This window comes from Pseudomonas paracarnis, assembly GCF_904063055.1.
Classification (GTDB): Bacteria; Pseudomonadota; Gammaproteobacteria; order Pseudomonadales; family Pseudomonadaceae; genus Aquipseudomonas; species Aquipseudomonas paracarnis.
Genome location: NZ_CAJFCN010000005.1, coordinates 304,345 through 326,383 on the forward strand (window position 1 = coordinate 304,345; position 22,039 = coordinate 326,383).

Consider the following 22,039-nt stretch of genomic DNA (forward strand, 5'->3'; position numbering starts at 1 on the left):
ATCTGTATTGGTGCAAGTCGTAGCAATCACGCACTGTAAATGTGCAGTTCCGTTACGCACATTGTTACAGCTGTAGGAACTGTCGTTTATGCCTGTGGTTGCAGGTACGACCTACCAGGGTTGTACTTTTTTGCAGTGCTGGTTGCACCCGTAGACGCTAGATGGTTGCACGTCCTGGCAAAAGGCGTCGAAACGCCTGTAATAACAATGACACCGTGTCTTTTTGAAGAATAAAAACGTAATGGCACGCGGCTTGCTCTGAGCTTTCAGTGAAAAGTTTGAATGCAAGTTGTCGTGCCAAAAATCAAAAATATCGGAGCACCACTCATGTCCCAGACGTTTTACAAGAAAGGTTTTCTGGCCCTCGCCGTTGCTGCGGCGCTGGGTGTTTCTACGTTTGTTCAAGCTGATGTGAAAATTGGTGTGGCGGGCCCGATGACGGGTGCCAACGCCGCTTTCGGTGAGCAGTACATGAAGGGTGCCCAGGCGGCAGCCGACGTTATCAACAAGGCCGGCGGCATCAACGGCGAGCAGATCAAGCTGGTGGCAGGCGATGACGCCTGCGAACCCAAGCAGGCCGTGGCCGTGGCCAACCGCCTGGCCGACCAGGACAAAGTGATCGGTGTGGTCGGGCACTTCTGCTCATCCAACACCATCCCGGCGTCTGAGGTTTACGACGAAGCGGGCATCATCGCCATCACCCCAGGCTCCACCAACCCACAAGTGACCGAACGCGGCCTGGGCGCCATGTTCCGTATGTGCGGGCGTGACGACCAGCAAGGCATCGTGGCCGGCGACTACATCGTCGACGTGCTCAAGGGCAAGAAAGTCGCGGTGATCAACGACAAGGACACCTACGGCAAAGGCCTGGCCGACGCCACCGCTGCGCAGTTGACCAAGCGCGGCGTCAAGCCGGTGCTGGAAGAGGGCCTGACCCGGGGCGAGAAAGACTTCAGCGCCCTGGTTACCAAGATCCGTTCCCTGGGCGCCGACGTCGTGTACTTCGGCGGCTTGCATCCGGAAGCCGGCCCACTGGTGCGCCAGATCCGCGAAGCGGGCCTCAAAGACGTCAAGTTCATGTCCGATGACGGCGTGGTCACCGACGAACTGGTAGCCACCGCCGGCGGCGCGCAGTACGTTGATGGTGTGTACATGACCTTCGGCGCCGACCCACGCCTGCTGCCGGACAGCAAGACGGTCGTGGAAGAGTTCCGCAAGAACGGCACCGAGCCTGAAGGCTACACCCTGTACGCTTACGCCTCGATCCAGGCCCTGGCCGCCGGCTTCAACGGTGCCAAGTCCAACAAGGGCGAAGACGCTGCCAAGTGGCTCAAGGCCAACCCGGTTAAAACCGTCATGGGCGAAAAAGCCTGGGATGCCAAGGGCGACCTGAAAGTCTCTGACTACGTGGTTTACCAGTGGGACAAAGACGGCAAATACCATCAGTTGGAAAAGCAGAAGTAATAACGCGACGGCCTGAACACCTTGATCCCTGTGGGAGCCGGGCTTGCCCGCGATGACGGACTCAATGCCAACCCTGTGTTGAATGTGAAACCGCTATCGCAGGCAAGCCAGCTCCCACAGAGGGCCTGGTTGCCTGCTCTATTGCAACAAACCTGTCTTTTCCTCCAGAAGCGCCGCACACCCACCGGTGTGCAGGTGCTCACCGCGTGAGATTGCGTTATGGATGGTATTTTCCTGCAGCAACTGGTCAACGGCCTGACCCTCGGGTCGGTCTATGGCCTGATCGCCATCGGCTACACAATGGTCTATGGCATCATTGGCATGATCAACTTCGCCCACGGCGAGGTTTATATGATTTCCGCTTACCTCGCGGCGATCAGTCTGGCACTGCTGGCTTACTTCGGCATCGAATCCTTCCCGCTGCTCATTCTCGGTACTTTGATCTTCACCGTAGTCGTCACCGGCGTGTACGGTTGGGTGATTGAGCGTGTCGCCTACAAACCCCTGCGTAACTCCACCCGCCTGGCACCGCTGATCAGCGCCATCGGTATCTCGCTGATCCTGCAGAACTACGCGCAGATCGCCCAGGGCGCCAAGCAACAAGGCATTCCCACCCTGCTGGCCGGCGCCTGGCGCGTCGATATCGGCACCGGGTTCGTGCAACTGACCTACACCAAAGTGTTCATCCTCGTGGCGGCGTTCGCCGGCATGGCCTTGCTCACCTACATCATCAAATACACCAAGCTCGGCCGCATGTGCCGCGCCACCCAGCAAGACCGCAAGATGGCCTCGATCCTGGGCATCAACACCGACCGAGTGATCTCCTACGTGTTCGTCATCGGCGCAGCCATGGCTGCCCTGGCCGGCGTGCTGATCACCCTCAACTACGGCACCTTCGACTTCTATGCCGGCTTCATCATCGGCATCAAGGCGTTTACCGCGGCGGTCCTCGGCGGCATCGGCTCCCTGCCTGGGGCGATGCTGGGCGGGATCATCCTCGGTATCTCCGAGTCGCTGTTCTCGGGGTTGATCAACTCTGACTACAAAGACGTGTTCAGTTTCTCCCTGCTGGTGGTGATTCTGATTTTCCGTCCCCAGGGCCTGCTTGGTCGCCCACTTGTGGCGAAGGTGTAAACATGTCTGCTGCCAAATCCATTGATATCAAGAAAAGTGTGGTCGATACGGTCCTCGCGGGGCTGATTTCGCTGATCGTATTCGGCCCGATTGTCGGCGTGGTGCTCGACGGCTACAGCTTCAACCTGGAACCTGCGCGGGTGGCCGTGCTGGTCGCTATCGTGATGGCCGGGCGCTTTGCCTTGAGCCTGTTCCTGCAAACTTCCAAGGGCGTGAAGATCCTGCAGGGGTTCGAGAGCAGCGGCTCCGGCGTGCACGTGCTGCCACCGGACTACAAGTCGCGGCTGCGCTGGATCATCCCGGCGTTGATCGTGATCGCCATCGTGTTCCCGATCTTTGCCAACAAGTACCTGCTCACCGTGGTGATCCTGGGGCTGATCTACGTGTTGCTCGGCCTGGGGCTGAACATCGTGGTGGGCCTGGCGGGCCTGCTCGACCTGGGTTACGTGGCGTTCTATGCCATCGGTGCCTACGGCCTGGCGCTGGGTTATCAATACCTGGGCCTGGGCTTCTGGACGGTGCTGCCACTGGCGGCCATCGCGGCGGCGTTGGCGGGGTGCATACTCGGCTTCCCGGTGCTGCGAATGCACGGTGACTACCTGGCCATCGTGACCCTGGGTTTTGGTGAAATCATACGCCTGGTGCTCAACAACTGGCTGTCGTTCACCGGCGGCCCGAACGGGATGCCGGTGCCGTCACCGACCTTCCTGGGCCTGGAGTTCGGCAAGCGTGCGAAGGATGGCGGCATTCCGTTTCACGAGTTTTTCGGCATCGATTACAACCCCAACATCAAGTTCATGTTCATCTACATCGTGCTGTTTCTGGTGGTGCTGGCCGTGCTGTACATCAAGCATCGCCTGACGCGCATGCCGGTCGGTCGCGCCTGGGAAGCCCTGCGCGAAGATGAAATCGCCTGCCGTTCCATGGGCCTGAACCATGTGCTGGTCAAACTCTCAGCCTTCACCATCGGCGCGTCCACCGCCGGTTTGGCCGGGGTGTTCTTTGCCAGCTACCAGGGCTTCGTCAACCCATCGTCGTTTACCTTCTTCGAGTCGGCGTTGATCCTCGCTATTGTGGTGTTGGGCGGCATGGGCTCGACGGTCGGCGTGGTGATCGCAGCGTTCGTGTTGACCGTGGCGCCGGAACTGCTGCGTAGTTTTTCCGAGTACCGCGTGCTGCTGTTTGGGGTGTTGATGGTGGTGATGATGATCTGGCGACCGCGTGGCTTGATTCGTATCAGCCGTACCGGCGTGACGCCACGCAAGGGTGCCATAGCGAATAGGGAGCCGCGCCATGAGTAAGGAAGTCGTGCTGGTAGTCGAACACCTGATGATGCACTTCGGGGGCATCAAGGCCCTCAGTGATGTGAGCCTACAGGTCAAACGCAACTCGATCTTCGCCCTGATCGGCCCCAACGGCGCCGGCAAGACCACGGTGTTCAACTGCCTCACCGGCTTTTACAAAGCCAGTGGCGGCAAGATCGAGCTCAACGTGCGGGGCAAGCAAACCAACGTCATTCAGTTGCTGGGTGAGCGCTTTGAGGCCACCGACTTTGTCTCGCCCAAAAGCTTCCTCAGCCGCGTGTACTACAAGATGTTCGGCGGCACCCATCTGGTGAACCGTGCCGGCCTGGCGCGCACTTTCCAGAACATTCGCCTGTTCAAGGAAATGTCGGTGCTGGAAAACCTGCTGGTGGCCCAGCACATGTGGGTCAACCGCAACATGCTTGCCGGCATCCTCAATACCAAAGGCTACCGCAAGGCCGAAAGCGATGCGCTGGACTGCGCATTCTACTGGCTGGAAGTAGTCGACCTGGTGGACTGCGCCAACCGTCTGGCCGGCGAGCTCTCCTACGGCCAGCAGCGCCGCCTGGAAATCGCCCGCGCCATGTGCACGCGGCCGCAGATCATCTGCCTGGACGAACCGGCAGCGGGCCTCAATCCACAGGAAACCGAAGCCCTCAGCGCGATGATTCGCCTGCTGCGCGACGAACACGACCTTACGGTGGTGCTGATCGAACACGACATGGGCATGGTGATGAGTATTTCCGACCACATTGTGGTGCTGGACCACGGCAACGTGATCGCCGAAGGCGGCCCGGATGCGATCCGCAACGACCCGAAAGTGATCGCCGCCTACCTGGGCGCGGATGAAGAGGAGTTGGTATGAGTGCACCTATCCTCGAAATGAAGAACCTGGACGTGTTCTACGGCCCGATCCAGGCCCTGAAAAAAGTCTCGCTGCACATCAACGAAGGCGAAACCGTCAGCCTGATCGGCTCCAATGGCGCGGGTAAGTCCACGTTACTGATGTCGATCTTCGGTCAGCCTCGGGCCGAGTCGGGGCAGATCCTCTACAACGGCGTCGACATTACCCACAAATCGTCCCACTACATCGCTTCCAACGGCATTGCGCAGTCGCCGGAAGGGCGGCGGGTGTTCCCCGACATGACCGTCGAGGAAAACCTGCTGATGGGCACTATCCCCATTGGCGACAAGTTCGCCAGCGAGGACATGCAACGCATGTTCGAGCTGTTCCCCAGGCTCAAGGAGCGGCGCAACCAGCGGGCGATGACCATGTCCGGTGGTGAGCAACAAATGCTCGCCATCGCCCGTGCGCTGATGAGCCGGCCCAAGCTGTTGCTGCTCGATGAGCCAAGCCTGGGGTTGGCGCCGATTGTGGTGAAGCAGATCTTTTCCACCCTGCGCGAGCTGGCGTCCACCGGTATGACCATCTTCCTGGTGGAGCAGAACGCCAACCATGCGCTGCGCCTGTCGGACCGAGCGTATGTGATGGTCAATGGTGAGATTCGCCTGACCGGCACCGGCAAGGAGTTGCTGGTGAACGAGGACGTGCGCAACGCCTACCTGGGCGGCCACTGACCTAAGATCCAGGCGCATCAACCCTGTGGGAACCGGGCCTTATGTGGGAGCCGGGCTTGCCCGCGACAGCATCACCTCGGTTTAGCTGACATACCGAGGTGGCCGCATCGCAGGCAAGCCAGCTCCCACCCAAAGCCGGTTCCCACATTTGTTTTTGCGATGTCCACAAGCGCTCCACCAAATTGTGGAAAACAAATCCAGCCCACCTCAAAAGCGCGACATATAGCCGCCGCAAATCCCTGTTTTGTCACAGTTTTGACTTGTCCCCATCCACTGTGGAACCGGCTGTGGGTAACGTGGGAGTAGCTGGCTGAAAGCCTTTAACCACGTGGCTTTTAGCGTGTTGGTTGTTTTTCGATCAGCGTGTTTTTCGCGACCGTATCAAGGGTTTGTCAACCTGTTTAAAGACACAGGTATATGAACGAAATAAGACGTTCCGGCCTGTGGATAAGTCTGTGATTAAACTCTGGAAAGACGCGCGCAGGGGCCGCAATGACTGGCCTGGAGCCATCGTTGTGTTTTTCTGCATTTGTCAGCGGCTACATAGGCGCTTGCCCAGGTCAAGCAAAAAACTTTATAAAACCGCCTGCAACCCTTGTACACAGTGGCTTTGAGCCGTTTGCACTTGCCCCCAAAGACTGTGGGCGCAGTTGTGGATAACCTGCGCGCATATGGCTGCAAGCTACGGTTTATAAGGCTTTGCGTCGCTTGATTAAAAAGTGATCAGTCAAGCATGCGCGTGTGTGCACAGCGGTTGCCGCAAACGCGGCGTAAGGGCATTCTGCTGGCTGTTTTTTTCCCCGATGCCCGCAAGGAGAACACCATGTCCGACACGCTGTTTATCACTGGCGCTACTTCAGGTTTCGGCGAAGCCTGTGCCCGTCGCTTTGCCGAGGCCGGTTGGAAACTGGTGCTCACTGGTCGTCGTGCCGAGCGCTTGAACGCCTTGGTCCAAGAGCTTTCCAAGCAGACCGAAGTGCATGGCCTGGTGGTGGATGTGCGCGACCGCAAAGGCATGGAGGAGGCCATCGCCAACCTGCCGCCGTCGTTCGCCACGCTGCGCGGCCTGATCAACAACGCCGGCCTGGCCGTGGGCACCGACCCTGCGCCCAAGTGCGACCTCGACGATTGGGAAACCATGGTCGATACCAACATCAAGGGCCTGCTGACCACCACCAACCTGCTGTTGCCGCGCCTGATTGCCCATGGCCGCGGGGCCGGGATCATCAACCTGGGCTCCATCGCCGGTAACTACCCGTACCCGGGCAGCCATGTGTATGGCGGTTCCAAGGCGTTCGTGAAGCAGTTTTCGTTGAACCTGCGCTGCGACCTGCAAGGCACCGGCGTGCGCGTGACCAATATCGAGCCGGGCTTGTGTGAAAGCGAGTTCTCCCTGGTGCGCTTCGGCGGTGACCAGGCGCGTTATGACGCCACCTACGCAGGTGCCGAGCCGATCCAGCCGCAGGACATTGCCGATACGATTTTCTGGGTGATGAACACCCCGGCGCACGTGAACATCAACCGCCTGGAGTTGATGCCGGTGAGCCAGACCTGGGCTGGGTTTGCGATTGAGCGTGGGGCCAAAGGCTAAGACCGCGTCGCTGCCATCGCAGGCAAGCCAGCTCCCACATTTGACGGTATTCACACATCCAAATGTGGGAAGGGGCTTGCCTGCGATGGCGGCAAATCGGCCAAAATGCGGCATAAGGTACACTGCCCGCCTGAAAACCCCACCGCACCCAGCGGTTTAAAGGTTTTGACAGGAGGCAATGTGAGTAACCGAGGTGAGCAGGCACTGCTCAAACAATCGACTATCCTGATGTTCGCAGTCGCGATCGCCGGGATTGTCACGGGTGTGATATCCGGCGCCCAATCCATTCTGTTCGACGGCTTTTTCTCGCTGATCGCCACCGCCATCAAGGTGCTGATGCTGATCACGGCCAAGCTGATCGCCAAGAAAAGCAACGAGCGTTTCCAGTTCGGCTATTGGCACCTGGAGCCAATGGTGCTGTTGATCGAAGGCAGTTTCCTGCTGCTGATCGCCATCTACGCGTTCCTCAATGGCGTGTTCGGCATTATCAATGGCGGGCGCGAAATCGAGTTGGGGCTGGTGATCATTTATGCGGCGGTGTTTACCGTCGTAGAGTTCGCCTACTTCTTCTATGTGCGCTACCGCAATCGCACACTCAAATCGTCATTGATCCAGTTCGACAACATCAGTTGGCTGGTGGACGCGATGCTGTCGGTGGGCTTGCTGATCAGCTTCCTGGCCGCACTGTTGCTCAAGTCCCAGGGCTATGGCGAGTGGGCGGTCTACGTGGACCCGGTGATTCTGATCCTGCTGGCCCTGAGCATGCTGGCGCCAGCATTCAAGATCCTGCGCCCGGCGCTGCGCGAAGTGTTGGGCATCGCGCCGGATCACTTGGACGACAAGGTCCGCGAAGTGATGGACGCGGCGCAGGCCAAGCATGGTTTCGACGACTATGTGTCCTATGTGCAGAAGCACGGGCGTGCGCGGTTTATCGAAATTCATGTGGTGCTGCCAGCGAATTACCCGGTGGATAACGTCGCGACTCTCGATGGGCTGCGTGAGGAGATATCCACAGGGCTGGGGGCGGCGGATGCGGCGCGGTGGTTGACGATCAGTTTTACCGGGGATCGCAAGTGGATTGCCTAAAGTCTGTTAGAGCGAGGTGAGGCTATCGCAGGCAAGCCAGCTCCCACATTTGAATGTGCGAACACTATCAACTGTGGAAGCTGGCTTGCCTGCGATGGGGCCCAGCAGGTCAGCCCAGATGCTGGACCAAGCCCTGATAGCAAGTCGCCAAATGATAGGGCGTAGTCGAAGGCATATCCCGTCGGCTCACCTTACCCTCGGCATCCAGGCATTCATGCCAACCCTTGGCATGCAAAAAGCGCTGTTGCAACGCCTGCAACTGACGCTGCAGCACCGCTTCGCTACTTGGTCGCAATGTCAGCGCCCGCAGGTACTCCGCCTGTGCCCAGATCCGTTGGGTACCGTCGCGCACCGTGCCATCCAGCGCGAGCATGCCGCTGACCGCCCCGCTTAACTTATCCACACCCTTTTGCTCGGCATAGGCAAATGCCCGTGTCAGCGAGCCATGCAGTGCGGTGCCGCGTAGCACAGCTGAAGACTTGAGCAAAAAGAACCATTCGAACTGGTGCCCCGGCTCAAACCAGTTATCCACAGCGCCCACAGGTTTTTCCATCATCACGCCGTGCTCGCGGTCGATGAAACGTTGCTGCATGGCCGTCGCCAGTGCCAGCAGGGCCGCTTGTACCTGGGCGTCCTCACGCACCGCGAGGGTGGCCAGGAAACCTTCGGCCAGGTGCATCAGCGGGTTTTGCAACGGGCCGGAGTCGAGCGAGGCCCAGTTGCGCTCCAGTACGGCCTCGTACAAGCCGTCACCGGTGGCAAAACGTTGGGCGACGACTTCCAGGGCAGCGTTGAGCACCGATTCCACCAACGGCTCACGCATCTTGGCCCAGTAATGGGCGCAGGCAAAAATAATGAAGGCGTGGGTGTAGAGGTCTTTGCGCTTGTCCAGCGGTTGGCCGGCAGGGTCGATGCTGTAGAACCAGCCACCGTGTTCGGCATCATGAAAGTGCCGTTGCAGGGAGCGAAACAGCGCTGCCGCACGTTCTTCGGCGAAAGCCGCGCCGGGTTCGCCGATCAGGCTGGCGAACAGGTACAGCTGCCGGGCGCAGGCCATGGCGCGATAGCGCTGGGGGGGCAGTGGCTGGTGGTCGGCGTCCAGGGCCTCAAAGGGCAGTGCCAGGTCGGCATTCCAGCCCGGGCCTTGCCAGAGAGGCACGATCAGGTCATGGAAGTGCGTGAGCACAGGCGTCAGGGAAGAGGGGGAAGCGATGGGCATTGGCTGGCGTCGTCACGGCAGGGGTGTAGGCGCGCATGGTAGCAGGCTGATCGTTCCCACGCTCTGCGTGGGAATGCATTTTATGACGCTCTGCGTCATGCTTTGGGACGCAGAGCGTCTTCGGCTGCGTTCCCACGCGGAGCGTGGGAACGAGAGGCCCTCAGCAGTGCCGCAAATCAGCCCGCCAGCAACCACACCCCAGTCGCCGCCGAAGCCGCCCCGGCCACTCGCACCAAGGGTGCAGCAGCAGCTGGCAAAAAGCGCACGACTGCATAACCGGCTGCATGCAACGCCGCGGTCGCCCCCACAAACCCAGCGGCATACGCCCAAGGGCTGGTCATATCCGGCAGTTCCAGGCCATGGGCCACGCCATGAAACAGCGCAAACAACGCCGTGGCGCCCACGGCCACGAACAGCGGCGGCCGCACCGCCAATGCTACCGCCAGGCCCAAGGCCAGCACCGAAGCAGCAATCCCGCTTTCCAGCGCCGGCAGTTGCAGCCCTTCAAAACCCAGCACGCCGCCGATCAGCATGGTGCCGACAAAGGTGCATGGCAGCGCCCAGCGCGCGGCGCCTTTTTGTTGGGCCGCCCAGAGGCCTACCGCAAGCATGGCCAGCAAGTGATCGAGGCCGCCCAGGGGATGGCTGATACCGGCCACCAGGCCATTGTCGCCATGGCCCGGATGGGCGAAGGCCAGGGCAGGCGCGAGCAGCAGCGCGGCGGCGGCGAAAAGTCTGTTGAGTCTCATGGACAGGTTCCTTATGGGTTGATCAGGCGGCGGTCAGCAGGCCCTGGCGTTCGATGAAGGCGACGATGTCATCCAGGCCGACCCCGGTTTTCTGGTTGCTGAACACAAAGGGTTTGCCGTTGCGCATGCGTTGAGTGTCGCTGTTCATCAGGTCCAGCGACGCGCCGACCAGCGGGGCCAGGTCGATTTTGTTGATCACCAGCAGGTCGGATTTGCAAATGCCAGGCCCGCCCTTGCGCGGCAGCTTGTCGCCCGCAGACACATCGATCACATAGATGGTCAGGTCCGACAGTTCCGGGCTGAAGGTGGCCGACAGGTTGTCGCCGCCGGACTCCACCAGAATCAGGTCCAGGCCCGGAAAACGACGGTTGAGTTGGTCCACGGCCTCCAGGTTGATCGAGGCATCTTCGCGAATCGCCGTGTGTGGGCAGCCGCCGGTTTCCACGCCGATGATGCGCTCCGGCGCCAGGGCCTGGTTGCGCACCAGGAAGTCGGCATCTTCACGGGTATAGATGTCGTTGGTCACCACCGCCAGGTTGTAGCGATCGCGCAGCGCCAGGCACAGGGCCAGGGTCAGGGCGGTCTTGCCCGAGCCTACCGGGCCGCCGATACCGACGCGCAGGGGTTGTGTGTTCATGTGCTTCTCCAGAATCAGGAACGGAACAGGCGGCTGTACTGGCGCTCGTGGGCCATGCACGCCAGGGACAGGCCAAAAGCAGCGCTGCCCAAATGGTTAGGGTTAATGCGCTCGGCATCCTGCTGGGCTTGTTGCAGCAGCGGCAGCAGTTCACTGGTTAGACGCTGGGCGGCTTGCTGGCCCAGTGGAAGGGTTTTCATCAGCACGGCCAATTGGTTTTCCAGCCAGCTCCACAGCCAGGCGGCGAGGGCGTCGTCGGCGTTGATGTGCCAGGCGCGCGCGGCCAAGGCCCAGCCAAGGGCCAGGTGCGGTTCGTCGCGTTGAGCGAGAAAGTCACGGGCGCTGTCGTCCAGTTCCGGCAAGCCGTTGAGCAACTGTTGCAGGGAGTAGCCCATCTGGCGGCTTTCCTGATACAGCTCCCGGGTCTCACGGCTGGCGCGGTGCTCGTCGCACCACTGCGCCAGTTGCGCCCAGTCCTGCTCGATGGCTGCGCGGCAATGGGCGAGCAGCAGCGGCGCTTCGAAACGCGCCAGGTTGAGCAGCAACTGGTCACTGATCCAGCGTCGGGCGCTCGCGGCATCCTGCACGCGGCCGTTGTCCACCGCCATTTCCAGGCCCTGGGAATAGCTGTAACCGCCAATCGGCAATTGCGGACTGGCCAGGCGTAGAAGCGCCCAGGCTGGGTTCATAGACGTACGCCGAACTGATGCAGCTTGGGGGCGTAGTTGAAGTCTTCATCCCCATGGCGCGAATGATGATGGCCGCCGCCATAGGCGCCGTGCTCGGGTTGAAACGGCGCTTCGATGGTCTGTGCATCGGCACCCAGCTGTTCAAGCATGGCCTTGAGCACGTAGTCATCGAGCAGGCGCAGCCAACCGTCACCGACTTGCAGGGCTACATGGCGGTTGCCTAGGTGATAGGCGGCGCGAGTCAACTCGAACGCGTTGCGGCAGGTGACATGCAGCAGTTGTTCAGGGCGGGCGCACACCCGTACGACGCGTCCGTCTTCTGCCTGTAGGAATTCACCATCGTGCAAGGGCGGCTGGCCCCGCTCCAAAAACAGGCCGACGTCTTCACCGTCGGCACTGAAACAGCGCAGGCGGCTTTTGCTGCGGGCTTCGTAATTGAGCAGCAACTCGGCGGCCCAGAGGGCTTGGGGGGCGATTCGGCGATGTATCACCAGCATCAGAGAGCTTCCAGCTGTGAGCGATGAAAGACCTAGAGCAAGGGGCTTGCCAATCACGGGATTGAGTCGGAATTCCCTGTAGTCAGGCAGGCATGCTGCTCAATAGGGCGTCAGATAATTCAGTGTGTGAATCAATTTGGTGCGTGGCGAGGTTTATAGCACCGGCGAAGGGCGTTTTGCGTTGATGGAGGCGCTTGTCTTGATGAAATTTCTTTCATCTTTTTCTGTGTAGGCAGTTTTTAGGATTTGTCCTACGAATCATGAGGATTTGGAGTTCATGAGATTACCTGAGGGTTCTTTAGGCTATGCGCCCTGTTTAATACCACCGCGACGTTCATCATGCTTCGATCAATTTTCTGTATATGCCTGGTCAGCCTGACCTTCTTTATTTCATCGGCATCGGCCAATTTTCAGCCCCGCGCCAGCTTCGGCTCGTCGCTGCAAAGCCTCAAGCCGGCTTCCATCGACGACGTGATCGACCGCGCCCATGAGTTGCTCGGTACACCCTACAAGTGGGGCGGCACCTCGGCGGAGCAGGGCTTCGATTGCAGCAGCTTCCTGGTGTATCTGTTCAAGACCCAGGCCAATATCCAGATACCGCGCACCACCACGGCCATGCACCGGTCATCGGCGGCGACCATCAAGCGCAATGCGTTGAAGCCTGGGGATGCGGTGTTTTTCAAAGGCAACGGGCGCGGCCAGGTCAGCCATGTCGGGCTTTACATTGGCCACGGCAAATTCATTCATTCGCCGCGCACCGGCAAAACCATTCGTATCGATTCATTGAGCAATAGCTACTGGAACAAGCACTACACCACCGCCAAACGGTTCCACACGGCGGGTTGATTGCTTTATTCGGTGCTGCCCAGCCCTTGCCAATGCTTGAGGCCGATAAAGATAAAGCGCAGTTGCTGGGTGATTTTCGCTTGGGGCGTAAGGTGGGCCGGCAGGGCGTGGGCCGGTGGGTCGATGATATCGGGCAGGGTGGCGAACACGCTCTTGACGATCAGGTCGGCCATCACATGCAAACCTTCGGCATCCAAGTGCTGGAGTTTGGGCATCAGCGTCAGGTCGGCGGCCAGGTCGCGGGTGATGTCTTCGCGCAGGGCGGCGATGGCTTGGCGCACGGCCAGGCAGCCGCCGTACTGTTCGCGAGCCAGGAACAGGAACTGAGAGCGGTTAGCCGAAACCACATCGAGAAAGATGCGCACCGAGGCATCAATGATGCCGCCCATCACGAATTCGTTGTGGCGCACCAGGCGGATCGTGGCGCGAAAGGTCTGGCCGACCTCGCTGACCAGTACCAGCCCCAACTGGTCCATATCGGCGAAATGGCGATAGAAACCGGTGGGCACGATACCCGCCGTCTTGGCCACTTCACGCAAGCTCAGGCTGCCAAACCCACGGCCACACTCCATCAGATGGCGGGCTGCGTCCATCAGGGCGAGGCGGGTCTGTTGCTTCTGTTCGGCGCGGGGCAGCATGAGCGGATGAGCTTTGTCGGCAAGTACAGCGACGCACTCTAGCAAAAGCGCTTTGCCGGCGTCGAACTTGGCAGGGGCGGGGCGTGACGCGGTCTATATAAAAGCAAAAGCCCGATCGGCAGATCGGGCTTTTTTCTGGGCCACCACAGGCTTAGCTCTGTGCTTGATGCAGTTCTTGCAGACGGTCGGCACCGCCTTCAGCAACGCCTTCGGTGTAGGCACGTTTGTTGGCTTGTTCAGCACCGCCTTCGACCAAACCTTTCTCTTGCAGACGGTTGTAGCCATTTTCAGCTACGGCGCCTTTGGCGTAATCACGGTTTTCGTCTTCTTGCGAACCGCTGCGAGCCACGGTTTGGCTGGTTTGCACGGCTTGGGCTTTGTTCTGTGGGGTGGCCTGTTCGGCAGCTGGCAGGGCAAAGGCGCTGGAAGCCAGGACAGATAACAGAACGGTAGCGAGTAATTGGCGTTTCATGATGGTTGCTCCTAGGGAGGGCGATAAAGTGGGTACAGGGCTAATGTTACCCTTGATAAGTCGATATAAAAGTTCATAAACACAATGGTAATAATCAACAGAATTGATTGTTCTCGCCGGAGGCTCTAGATCGAGCCTCTCAAGCCCGCGGCTTTGCACCGATGTGGGTATTTTCGACACGAACCTGGGTAACAATGGTGCGTCGTCGATGGGGAAAATTGTCTGGTTGATCAGGAAAATCGCTTTTTTCGGCTAAATCCGCCGTTGCGTTAAACCCCCAGGCACTTTGCCAGTCGTAGTCCTATAAGCTGTTTAAAAGGCTGTTGCCCAGCCAGTCGTATTCAGGAGCCCTGTGCAATGACGCGCACTCGTAAAATTCTCGCTTGGAGCTGCGCCAGCTTCGTTCTGTTAATGGCCATCGTGGTACTGGTGTTGGTGTTCTTCGACTGGAACCGCATCAAGCCGCCCCTCAATGCCAAGGTCTCCGAAGAACTGCATCGTCCGTTCGCCATCAACGGCAACCTCGCAGTGGTGTGGCAGCGTGAGCCCGATGAAGGCGGCTGGCGCGCCTGGGTGCCGTGGCCCCATGTGATTGCCGAAGACCTGACCCTGGGTAACCCCGATTGGTCGAAACAACCGCAGATGGTCACGCTCAAGAAGGTTGAGCTGCGCATTTCGCCCCTGGCCTTGCTGGTGCAGCGTGTGGTGATCCCCCGCATCGACCTCACCGAACCCAGTGCCCAGTTGCAGCGCCTGGCGGATGGCCGCGCCAACTGGACGTTCAAGTTCGACCCCAAGGACCCCAACGCCGAACCGTCCAACTGGGTGGTGGATATTGGCGCCATCGGCTTCGACAAAGGCCATGTGACCCTTGACGATCAAAGCCTCAAGACCCAGCTGGATGTGATCATCGACCCGCTGGGCAAGCCGATCCCCTTCGGTGAAATCGTCGGCGACGCCGATGCCAAGAAGGCCCTGGAAAAAGGCTCGGCGCCCCAGGACTACGCGTTCGGCCTCAAGGTCAAAGGTCAATATCATGGTCAGAAGCTCGCGGGCACGGGCAAGATCGGTGGCTTGCTGGCCTTGCAGGACGCGGCCAAGCCGTTCCCGCTGCAAGCCCAGGTCAAGATCGCGGACACCAGCATCGCCCTGGCCGGCACCCTGACCGACCCGCTGAACCTCGGCGCCCTGGACCTGCGCCTGAAGCTTTCAGGCAGCAGTCTGGGCAACCTGTATCCGCTGACCGGCGTGACCCTGCCGGATTCGCCGGCCTATTCCACCGACGGCCACCTGATCGCCAAACTGCATGAGCCCAGCGGCGCCTCCTTCCGCTACGAGAACTTCAACGGCAAGATCGGCAACAGCGACATCCACGGCGACCTGGCCTATGTCGCCAGCCAGCCACGCCCCAAGCTCAGTGGCGCGCTGGTGTCCAACCAACTGCTGATGGATGACCTGGCGCCTTTGATTGGCGCGGACTCCAACGCCAAACAAAAAGCCCGTGGCGGTGAAAGCAAACAGCCGGCCACCAAAGTGCTGCCGGTTGAGGAGTTCCGCACCGAGCGTTGGCGCGATATGGATGCCGACGTCGAGTTCACCGGCAAGCGCATCGTGCACAGCGCCGATTTGCCCTTTACCGATCTTTATACGCACCTGGTGCTCAACGACGGCCAACTGAGCCTCGAACCCCTGCGCTTTGGCGTGGCCGGTGGGAAGCTCGATGCGCAGATTCGCTTGAACGGCCGCACTACGCCGATGGAGGGCCGCGCCAAGCTGACGGCGCGCAACTTCAAGCTCAAGCAGTTGTTCCCGACTTTCGAACCGATGAAAACCAGCTTCGGTGAACTCAACGGCGATGCTGATATTACCGGGCGCGGTAACTCGGTGGCGGCACTGTTGGGCACATCCAACGGTGACCTGAAGATGCTCATCAACGATGGTGCCATCAGCCGAAGCCTGATGGAAATCGCCGGGCTCAACGTGGGCAACTACGTGGTCGGCCGCCTGTTCGGCGACGAAGAGGTAAAGATCAACTGCGCGGCGGCGGACTTCGGCATCAAGACGGGCTTGGCGACCACACGGTTGTTTGTGTTCGATACCGAGAACGCGATCATCTACATCGACGGCACCGCGAATATGGCCACCGAGCAACTGGACCTGACCATCACGCCGGAATCCAAGGGTTTTCGCCTGTTCTCCCTGCGTTCACCGCTTTACGTCAATGGACCTTTCATCAAGCCCAATGCTGGCGTGAAAGCCATTCCGTTGGCGCTACGTGGTGCAGGCATGGTCGCCCTGGGCGTGATCGCCGGGCCGGCCGCCGGCTTGCTCGCCTTGGTTGCCCCAAGCGGTGGCGAGCCCAATGAGTGCGCACCGTTGCTGCAACAGATGAAGGAAGGCAAGGCGCCCAAGACCGTGAAGTAATTGTGGGAGCGGGCTTGCCCGCGATAGCGGGGTATCAGTCAATGATTTATCAACTGATCCAACGCTATCGCGAGCAAGCCCGCTCCCACAGGGGGATGTTGCGGTGTTAGTTATTACAGATCCTGCAGAATATCCGCCATATCGTCCGCGTGTTCTTCTTCCTGAGCCAGGATGTCTTCGAAGATGCGGCGGGTAGTCGGGTCTTTGTCACCGATGTACTGGATGATCTCTCGGTAGCTGTCTACTGCGATCCGCTCGGCCACCAGGTCTTCGTAGACCATTTCCTTCAAGGTGTTACCCGCCACGTATTGCGCATGGGAATTTTTCGACAGCAGGTCGGGGTTGAACTCCGGCTCGCCGCCCAGTTGCACGATACGCTCGGCCAGTTTGTCAGCGTGCTCGGCTTCCTGGGTCGCATGTTCCAGGAACTCATCGGCAGCCACGCTGGCCTTGAGGCCGTTGGCCATGAAGTAGTGACGCTTGTAGCGCAACACGCAGACCAGTTCAGTGGCCAGCGACTCGTTGAGCAGTCGGATGATTTCCTGACGGTCGGCGTCGTAGCCTTCGGTCACGGCACCGTTTTCGACGTTCTGGCGGGCGCGGCTGCGCAGGGTCGCAACGTCAGTCAGTTGTGCTTGAGTCATTTCAATCTCCTGGGGCTAATCCGGTTGTACGCCACGCTCTGCCGGCGTGATCGCTATTGGTTGTGAGTCCCGGGCCAGGCGAAAAGTTTTATCGGATTTAACAGGATGTGTCCTGAGGGCGTCTGACCGGTGTGGTCCAGCGCTCCGACAGGATCACTCCACCCAGGGTCAGCAAGCCACCCACCAGGTGATACCGCGCCAACTCTTCCTTCAGCACCACCGCCGCAATCAGCGCGGTAATCAGCGGCAGCAGGTTGAAGAACAACGTGGTACGGCTGGGCCCCAGGGTCTTGACCGAGTGCATCCACGCCAGCGGTGCCAGCATCGAAGCCAGCAGGCAGGCATATAGCACCAGCGGAATATTCGCCCAGCCCAAACCGGCCTTGGCCGAGAACAGATACAGCGGCAGCAGCACCATCACCGCGACCAGCACCTGCAAATACAGCAGCACCAACGGCGGCAGGCGCAGCTGCCATTTTTTCAGCAGGGTGCTGTAGACCGCATAAGCCAATGTTGCCACCAGCATCATGCCGTCGCCCAGGTTGACCCCATGTTGCAGCAACGCGCCCAGGCTGCCGGCCGACACCACCACGACCACGCCTGCGAACGACAGCACCGCGCCGGTCAGCGCACCGAAGGTCAGGCGTTGGCCAAGGCTGATGATCGCGGCGGTCAGCGCCATCAACGGCATCAGAGACAGGATGATGCCCATATTAGTGGCGCTGGTCAGCGTCGCGGCGTAATAGGCCAGGCTTTGATACACCGCCATGCCGAGCACGCCGAGGATAAAGATCTTGCCCAGGTTGGGACGGATCTGCGGCCAGTGGGCGACCACCGGTTTGAGCATGAACGGCGTGAACAGCAACGCAGCGAACAGCCAGCGGTAAAAGCCGATTTCAGCCGGGAAGATCGAGCCCACGGCCAATTTGTTGACCACGGTGTTGCCGGCCCAGATAAAGATAGCCAGCAGCGGATACGCGTATTGCATTGAAAAGAAACCCAGTGTGTTGACGAGGCAGGATTATCCTCTGTCTGGATCGAAGCCTATACTGCAATCCAGACAACTGAGCGTTGAATCCAGACAATATGTCCCGACACACCGTACGCCTGCCCGATTTCGCCCGCCTGCCAAGCCCGGTTTACTTTCGGTATTCCGATTTTGCCCCGGACACCGAATGCACCCCCCACCAGCACACATGGGGCTCGCTGGATTACTCGGCCAGCGGTGTGATGCGCATGGAAGTGGCGGGCAATCGCTTCATGTCGCCACCGCAATACGCCGTGTGGGTGCCGCCGCTTACCGAGCACAGCTCCTACAATGCCGAGGCGATTGTCTACCACTCCGTAGGGCTGGCGCCGCAGCTGTGCGAGCAGTTGCCGCAGCAGCCTTGCACCCTGGCGATCAGCGACATTCTCAAGGCGATCCTCAAGGATTTCGCCCTGCGCGATGTCAATGCACCGCGCACCGATGCCGACATCCGCCTGGCCCAGGTGCTGGTGGACCAGCTCAGGCAGGCGCCGGTCCACGACTGCTTCCTGCCCTACGCCCGCCACCCGGGATTGCTTGGGGTCTTGGAGGGCATGCAGGCAGAACCGGGAGACAACCGCCCTCTGGCGCAATGGGCCGAGCAGGTGCATGTGAGCGAGCGCACCCTGGCGCGCCAGTTTGTGCGCGAGCTGGGCATGAGCTTCGGCGAATGGCGCCAGCGCTTGCGCTACCTGGCGGCCATCGAAGCGCTGGACAGCGACCGCAGCGTGCAACACGTGGCGTTTGATCTGGGCTACAGCACCGCCTCGGCGTTTATCGCCATGTTCCAACGCCACGCCGGCTGCACGCCGGAGCAATATCGGCGGGCGAACATTCGTGGCCGGTGAAGTTGTAACAGGTTTTGACTACACTGCGCTGTAGGCCGTGCCCGTCGGCACGGTAACAGGGAGAAAACTCCATGAAGATGCTGCGTATTCCGTTGTTGATGATGGGCCTGCTGATGTGTGCCCAGGGTTTTGCCGCCACTGCCCAGCAAAACAAAATGACCACCTGCAATGCCGAGGCCACCACCAAGACGCTCAAGGGCGATGACCGTAAGGCCTTCATGAAGACCTGCCTGTCGGCACCTGCCGCCAACGACGCCAAGACCCTGACCCCGCAGCAGCAGAAGATGAAAGACTGCAATGCGTCGGCGAAAACCAAGGCGTTGACCGGTGATGCGCGCAAGACATTCATGAGCACCTGCCTCAAGGGCTGATCGCGAGTTCACGAATGCTGCAGAACCCCTGTGGGAGCTGGCTTGCCTGCCTCGGTATGACGGATACACCGAGGTGCCCGCATCGCAGGCAAGCCAGCCCCCACACTTGATCGTATTCACAACACCCGCTCTCGCTTGATTCTTCCAAGGCTGGCAGACTGCCCATCCTTCAACGCCGTTTGTTTTGAGGCTGTATGCCAACGTTTTCTCAGCGTCATGTGTTGTTGCTGTCCAGCTACATCATCATTTTCGGCGGGTTGCTGCTGGTACTGCCGCTGAAATTGCTACCCAGCCTGCTGGCCGGCCTGTTGGTCTATGAACTGGTCAACATGCTCACCCCTCAACTGCAACGCCTGATCGAAGGCCGGCGCGCGCGCTGGCTGGCGGTGGCCTTGCTGGGCACCTTGATCGTCAGCGTGTTGGCCTTGATCTTCGCCGGCGCCATCAGCTTCCTGCTCCACGAAGCGGAAAACCCCGGGGCTTCCCTGGACAAATTCATGGGCGTGGTCGACCGCGCGCGCGGGCAATTGCCGCCGTCCATCGACGCCTATTTGCCCGCCAGTGCGGCGGAGTTTCGCGTGGCCATCGGTGATTGGCTAAGCAAGCACCTGAGCGAACTGCAACTGGTTGGCAAAGACGCCGCCCACATGTTCGTCACCTTGCTGATCGGCATGGTGCTGGGTGCGATCATCGCCTTGCAGCGCGTGCCCGACTTGACCAAGCGCAAACCCTTGGCCGCCGCGCTGTTCGACCGCCTGCACCTGTTGGTCCAGGCGTTTCGCAACATCGTCTTCGCCCAGATCAAGATCGCCGCGCTCAACACCGCCTTCACCGCAGTGTTCCTGGCAGTGGTGCTGCCGTTGTGTGGCATTCACCTGCCGTTGACCAAGACCCTGATCGTGCTGACCTTCCTGCTCGGTCTGCTGCCCGTGATCGGCAACCTGATCTCCAACACCCTGATCACCATCGTGGCGCTGTCGCTGTCGATCTGGGTGGCGGTGGCGGCGCTGGGGTATTTGATCGTGATCCACAAGGTCGAGTACTTCCTCAACGCGCGAATCGTCGGCGGGCAGATCAGTGCCAAGTCATGGGAATTGCTGTTGGCGATGCTGGTGTTTGAGGCAGCGTTCGGCCTGCCGGGGGTGGTGGCGGGGCCGATTTACTATGCCTATCTGAAAAGCGAGCTGAAGCTGGGTGGGATGGTTTAAGCCTTGTGCCGCCTGGGCTGACGCCATCGCGAGCAAGCCCGCTCCCACATTGAAATGCGATCACCTGTGGGAGCTGGCTTGCCTGCGATGACGGCCTGCCAGCCGAAGCCTATCTACCTGAAACCCCAACGATCCAACTATGTGGGCTTGCTCGCGAAGGGCGCGCCACGGTTTCAGCTAAAACTCAGCTGCCGTAACGCTTGCTCGCCTCAATCGCCAAACCACTGCCAATGCTGCCGAAGATATTACCTTCCACATGCCGCGCATTCGGCAGCATTGCCGAGATGCTGTGGCGCAGTGCCGGAATGCCGCTGGAACCACCGGTAAAGAACACCGTATCCACCTGGGCCACGCTCACCGAGGCGTCATTGAGCAACTGCGTGACACTGCCGCGCACGCGTTCGAGCAGGTTGTCGATGGACGATTCGAACAGCGCGCGGCTCAGGTCTACGCTCAGGCCCGCTTCGATGCGGTCCAGCGGCACGTGGCGGCGGTCTTGATGGGTGAGCTGGATCTTGGTTTCTTCCACTTCCATGGCAAGCCAGTGCCCAGCACGCTGTTCGATCAGCTTGAACAGGCGGTCGATGCCGCCGGTGTCTTCGATGTCGTAGCGCATGCTGCCCAGGGCCAGCTGGGATTTTTGCGAGTACACCGAGTTGATGGTGTGCCAGGTCGCCAGGTTCATGTGATGGCTGGTGGGCATGTAGGCGCCGCTCTTCATGCGGCTGCCGTAGCCGAACAGCGGCATCATGCCAGCCAGCGAGAGTTGTTTGTCGAAGTCGGTGCCGCCGATGTGCACGCCGCCGGTGGCGAGGATGTCGCTCTGGCGGTTGTCGTTGTGACGACGATCCGGCGACAGGCGCACCAGGGAGAAGTCGGAGGTACCACCGCCGATATCGACGATCAATACCAGCTCTTCTTTCTCGATGGTGGACTCGTAGTCGAACGCCGCTGCAATCGGTTCGTACTGGAACGAGATGTCCTTGAAGCCGATCTTGCGCGCCACATCCACCAGGGTGTTTTCCGCTTCCTGGTCGGCCATCGGGTCGTCATCGACGAAGAATACCGGGCGGCCCAGTACCACTTCTTCGAATTCACGACCGGCGTTGGCTTCGGCGCGGCTCTTGAGCTGGCCGATAAACAGTGCCAGCAGGTCGGTGAAGGGCATGGCAGTGCCGAGCACGCTGGTGTCGTGCTTGATCAGCTTGGAACCCAGCAGGCTCTTGAGCGAGCGCATCAGGCGGCCTTCGTAGTTCTCCAGGTATTCGTGCAGCGCCAGGCGACCGTACACCGGGCGGCGCTCCTCGAAGTTGAAGAAGACCACTGACGGCAGGGTGATTTTTCCGTCCTCCAGCGCGATCAGCGTCTCCTCGCCGGGGCGGATCCAGCCGACGGTGGAGTTGGACGTGCCGAAGTCAATGCCGCAGGCACGGGCTGGAGATTCGTTTTTCATGTCTAACAGGTTCCGGTCAAAAAACGGCCGCGCAGTGTATGTCACTCGCGAGCGGATGCGTAGACCGGTGATCCGTAAATCAGTGCGTAATCGCGCTACATAGCTACGTCTTGAACCGGCGGGTGCTTGGTTAGGCTGCGGTTTTACTGCCCTCACGGAC

The 22,039-nt window shown here is 60.0% G+C and carries 22 protein-coding genes; 12 read left to right on the plus strand and 10 right to left on the minus strand.

Features of this window, described 5'->3' with window-relative positions; translation table 11 throughout:
- Window positions 1–327 precede the first annotated feature (327 nt).
- From JMV15_RS13595 to JMV15_RS13625, 7 genes are all read left to right on the plus strand, one after another.
- Entirely contained in the window at window positions 328–1,464 is a 1,137-nt protein-coding gene (locus JMV15_RS13595; protein ID WP_005784282.1) for a branched-chain amino acid ABC transporter substrate-binding protein, read from the plus strand.
- A gap of 219 nt (window positions 1,465–1,683) precedes the next feature.
- Window positions 1,684–2,598: an ABC transporter permease subunit gene (locus tag JMV15_RS13600; protein ID WP_003188099.1), complete on the plus strand. Its 915-nt coding sequence runs from the start codon at window positions 1,684–1,686 to the stop codon at window positions 2,596–2,598.
- Between the two features lie 2 nt (window positions 2,599–2,600).
- Complete coding sequence (gene livM / locus JMV15_RS13605) at window positions 2,601–3,899, plus strand: high-affinity branched-chain amino acid ABC transporter permease LivM (protein ID WP_038448664.1); 1,299 nt, start codon at window positions 2,601–2,603, stop codon at window positions 3,897–3,899.
- Complete coding sequence (locus JMV15_RS13610; protein WP_038448667.1) at window positions 3,892–4,767, plus strand: ABC transporter ATP-binding protein; 876 nt, start codon at window positions 3,892–3,894, stop codon at window positions 4,765–4,767. The genes livM and JMV15_RS13610 overlap by 8 nt, the downstream gene beginning before the upstream one ends.
- Window positions 4,764–5,480: an ABC transporter ATP-binding protein gene (locus JMV15_RS13615; protein WP_038448670.1), complete on the plus strand. Its 717-nt coding sequence runs from the start codon at window positions 4,764–4,766 to the stop codon at window positions 5,478–5,480. The genes JMV15_RS13610 and JMV15_RS13615 overlap by 4 nt, the downstream gene beginning before the upstream one ends.
- A gap of 823 nt (window positions 5,481–6,303) precedes the next feature.
- Entirely contained in the window at window positions 6,304–7,071 is a 768-nt protein-coding gene (locus tag JMV15_RS13620) for an SDR family oxidoreductase (protein WP_014716689.1), read from the plus strand.
- A 180-nt stretch (window positions 7,072–7,251) separates the two neighbouring features.
- Window positions 7,252–8,157, plus strand: coding sequence for a cation diffusion facilitator family transporter (locus JMV15_RS13625; RefSeq protein ID WP_201491590.1), 906 nt, complete (start codon window positions 7,252–7,254; stop codon window positions 8,155–8,157).
- 109 nt (window positions 8,158–8,266) lie between these two features.
- On the opposite strand, the gene JMV15_RS13630 is transcribed toward JMV15_RS13625, so the two are convergent.
- The 5 genes from JMV15_RS13630 to ureE all read right to left on the minus strand — a co-directional run bounded on the left by JMV15_RS13630 (window position 8,267) and on the right by ureE (window position 11,948).
- Window positions 8,267–9,376, minus strand: coding sequence for an AGE family epimerase/isomerase (locus JMV15_RS13630; RefSeq protein ID WP_038448673.1), 1,110 nt, complete (start codon window positions 9,374–9,376; stop codon window positions 8,267–8,269).
- A gap of 176 nt (window positions 9,377–9,552) precedes the next feature.
- Window positions 9,553–10,125 (minus strand): HupE/UreJ family protein, encoded by a 573-nt coding sequence (locus JMV15_RS13635; protein ID WP_038448676.1) that lies wholly within the window; start codon window positions 10,123–10,125, stop codon window positions 9,553–9,555.
- A gap of 22 nt (window positions 10,126–10,147) precedes the next feature.
- Window positions 10,148–10,762, minus strand: coding sequence for an urease accessory protein UreG (gene ureG, locus JMV15_RS13640; RefSeq protein ID WP_014716693.1), 615 nt, complete (start codon window positions 10,760–10,762; stop codon window positions 10,148–10,150).
- A gap of 14 nt (window positions 10,763–10,776) precedes the next feature.
- Window positions 10,777–11,451, minus strand: coding sequence for an urease accessory protein UreF (locus JMV15_RS13645; protein WP_020301618.1), 675 nt, complete (start codon window positions 11,449–11,451; stop codon window positions 10,777–10,779).
- Window positions 11,448–11,948 (minus strand): urease accessory protein UreE, encoded by a 501-nt coding sequence (gene ureE / locus JMV15_RS13650; RefSeq protein ID WP_014716695.1) that lies wholly within the window; start codon window positions 11,946–11,948, stop codon window positions 11,448–11,450. Before ureE ends, JMV15_RS13645 begins: the two co-directional genes overlap by 4 nt.
- 339 nt (window positions 11,949–12,287) lie before the next feature.
- Between ureE and JMV15_RS13655 the strand changes: the two genes are divergently transcribed.
- On the plus strand, window positions 12,288–12,794 hold the full coding sequence (locus JMV15_RS13655; RefSeq protein ID WP_014716696.1) for a C40 family peptidase: 507 nt from the start codon (window positions 12,288–12,290) through the stop codon (window positions 12,792–12,794).
- Window positions 12,795–12,799: 5 nt separating this feature from the next.
- Here JMV15_RS13655 and JMV15_RS13660 read toward each other — a convergent pair whose 3' ends face one another.
- Window positions 12,800–13,432 (minus strand): TetR family transcriptional regulator, encoded by a 633-nt coding sequence (locus tag JMV15_RS13660; RefSeq protein ID WP_003188114.1) that lies wholly within the window; start codon window positions 13,430–13,432, stop codon window positions 12,800–12,802.
- Window positions 13,433–13,583: 151 nt separating this feature from the next.
- Complete coding sequence (locus JMV15_RS13665) at window positions 13,584–13,904, minus strand: hypothetical protein (RefSeq protein WP_003188116.1); 321 nt, start codon at window positions 13,902–13,904, stop codon at window positions 13,584–13,586.
- A 357-nt stretch (window positions 13,905–14,261) separates the two neighbouring features.
- Between JMV15_RS13665 and JMV15_RS13670 the strand changes: the two genes are divergently transcribed.
- Window positions 14,262–16,328 carry an AsmA family protein gene (locus JMV15_RS13670; RefSeq protein ID WP_102665993.1) on the plus strand — a complete coding sequence of 689 codons (2,067 nt, stop codon included), beginning with the start codon at window positions 14,262–14,264 and terminating at the stop codon, window positions 16,326–16,328.
- A 113-nt stretch (window positions 16,329–16,441) separates the two neighbouring features.
- On the opposite strand, the gene JMV15_RS13675 is transcribed toward JMV15_RS13670, so the two are convergent.
- Window positions 16,442–16,972 (minus strand): ferritin-like domain-containing protein, encoded by a 531-nt coding sequence (locus JMV15_RS13675; protein ID WP_014716698.1) that lies wholly within the window; start codon window positions 16,970–16,972, stop codon window positions 16,442–16,444.
- A gap of 97 nt (window positions 16,973–17,069) precedes the next feature.
- Window positions 17,070–17,960, minus strand: a complete 891-nt coding sequence (locus JMV15_RS13680) for a DMT family transporter (RefSeq protein WP_014716699.1) — start codon at window positions 17,958–17,960, stop codon at window positions 17,070–17,072.
- Window positions 17,961–18,058: 98 nt separating this feature from the next.
- Here JMV15_RS13680 and JMV15_RS13685 point away from each other — a divergent pair, with 98 nt between their 5' ends.
- The 3 genes from JMV15_RS13685 (at window position 18,059) to JMV15_RS13695 (ending at window position 20,426) form a co-directional block, all read left to right on the plus strand.
- The gene (locus tag JMV15_RS13685) at window positions 18,059–18,847 is read left to right on the plus strand and encodes an AraC family transcriptional regulator (RefSeq protein WP_003188122.1); all 789 of its coding nucleotides are present in this window, start codon (window positions 18,059–18,061) and stop codon (window positions 18,845–18,847) included.
- Between the two features lie 71 nt (window positions 18,848–18,918).
- The gene (locus JMV15_RS13690) at window positions 18,919–19,218 is read left to right on the plus strand and encodes a PsiF family protein (RefSeq protein WP_014716700.1); all 300 of its coding nucleotides are present in this window, start codon (window positions 18,919–18,921) and stop codon (window positions 19,216–19,218) included.
- A gap of 194 nt (window positions 19,219–19,412) precedes the next feature.
- Window positions 19,413–20,426 (plus strand): AI-2E family transporter, encoded by a 1,014-nt coding sequence (locus JMV15_RS13695; RefSeq protein ID WP_003188124.1) that lies wholly within the window; start codon window positions 19,413–19,415, stop codon window positions 20,424–20,426.
- 184 nt (window positions 20,427–20,610) lie between these two features.
- Here the strand turns inward: JMV15_RS13695 and JMV15_RS13700 are convergent, their stop codons facing one another.
- On the minus strand, window positions 20,611–21,879 hold the full coding sequence (locus JMV15_RS13700; protein WP_038448682.1) for an Hsp70 family protein: 1,269 nt from the start codon (window positions 21,877–21,879) through the stop codon (window positions 20,611–20,613).
- Window positions 21,880–22,039 lie beyond the last annotated feature (160 nt).

What these genes read in the sequence shown, in the direction of transcription:
- JMV15_RS13595 (WP_005784282.1), top strand. Translation starts at nt 328, where the DNA reads ATGTCCCAGACGTTTTACAAGAAAGGTTTTCTGGCCCTCGCCGTTGCT.
- JMV15_RS13600 (WP_003188099.1), top strand. Translation starts at nt 1,684, where the DNA reads ATGGATGGTATTTTCCTGCAGCAACTGGTCAACGGCCTGACCCTCGGG.
- livM (WP_038448664.1), top strand. Translation starts at nt 2,601, where the DNA reads ATGTCTGCTGCCAAATCCATTGATATCAAGAAAAGTGTGGTCGATACG.
- JMV15_RS13610 (WP_038448667.1), top strand. Translation starts at nt 3,892, where the DNA reads ATGAGTAAGGAAGTCGTGCTGGTAGTCGAACACCTGATGATGCACTTC.
- JMV15_RS13615 (WP_038448670.1), top strand. Translation starts at nt 4,764, where the DNA reads ATGAGTGCACCTATCCTCGAAATGAAGAACCTGGACGTGTTCTACGGC.
- JMV15_RS13620 (WP_014716689.1), top strand. Translation starts at nt 6,304, where the DNA reads ATGTCCGACACGCTGTTTATCACTGGCGCTACTTCAGGTTTCGGCGAA.
- JMV15_RS13630 (WP_038448673.1), bottom strand. Translation starts at nt 9,376, where the DNA reads ATGCCCATCGCTTCCCCCTCTTCCCTGACGCCTGTGCTCACGCACTTC.
- JMV15_RS13635 (WP_038448676.1), bottom strand. Translation starts at nt 10,125, where the DNA reads ATGAGACTCAACAGACTTTTCGCCGCCGCCGCGCTGCTGCTCGCGCCT.
- ureG (WP_014716693.1), bottom strand. Translation starts at nt 10,762, where the DNA reads ATGAACACACAACCCCTGCGCGTCGGTATCGGCGGCCCGGTAGGCTCG.
- JMV15_RS13645 (WP_020301618.1), bottom strand. Translation starts at nt 11,451, where the DNA reads ATGAACCCAGCCTGGGCGCTTCTACGCCTGGCCAGTCCGCAATTGCCG.
- ureE (WP_014716695.1), bottom strand. Translation starts at nt 11,948, where the DNA reads ATGCTGGTGATACATCGCCGAATCGCCCCCCAAGCCCTCTGGGCCGCC.
- JMV15_RS13655 (WP_014716696.1), top strand. Translation starts at nt 12,288, where the DNA reads ATGCTTCGATCAATTTTCTGTATATGCCTGGTCAGCCTGACCTTCTTT.
- JMV15_RS13660 (WP_003188114.1), bottom strand. Translation starts at nt 13,432, where the DNA reads ATGCTGCCCCGCGCCGAACAGAAGCAACAGACCCGCCTCGCCCTGATG.
- JMV15_RS13665 (WP_003188116.1), bottom strand. Translation starts at nt 13,904, where the DNA reads ATGAAACGCCAATTACTCGCTACCGTTCTGTTATCTGTCCTGGCTTCC.
- JMV15_RS13670 (WP_102665993.1), top strand. Translation starts at nt 14,262, where the DNA reads ATGACGCGCACTCGTAAAATTCTCGCTTGGAGCTGCGCCAGCTTCGTT.
- JMV15_RS13675 (WP_014716698.1), bottom strand. Translation starts at nt 16,972, where the DNA reads ATGACTCAAGCACAACTGACTGACGTTGCGACCCTGCGCAGCCGCGCC.
- JMV15_RS13680 (WP_014716699.1), bottom strand. Translation starts at nt 17,960, where the DNA reads ATGCAATACGCGTATCCGCTGCTGGCTATCTTTATCTGGGCCGGCAAC.
- JMV15_RS13685 (WP_003188122.1), top strand. Translation starts at nt 18,059, where the DNA reads ATGTCCCGACACACCGTACGCCTGCCCGATTTCGCCCGCCTGCCAAGC.
- JMV15_RS13690 (WP_014716700.1), top strand. Translation starts at nt 18,919, where the DNA reads ATGAAGATGCTGCGTATTCCGTTGTTGATGATGGGCCTGCTGATGTGT.
- JMV15_RS13695 (WP_003188124.1), top strand. Translation starts at nt 19,413, where the DNA reads ATGCCAACGTTTTCTCAGCGTCATGTGTTGTTGCTGTCCAGCTACATC.
- JMV15_RS13700 (WP_038448682.1), bottom strand. Translation starts at nt 21,879, where the DNA reads ATGAAAAACGAATCTCCAGCCCGTGCCTGCGGCATTGACTTCGGCACG.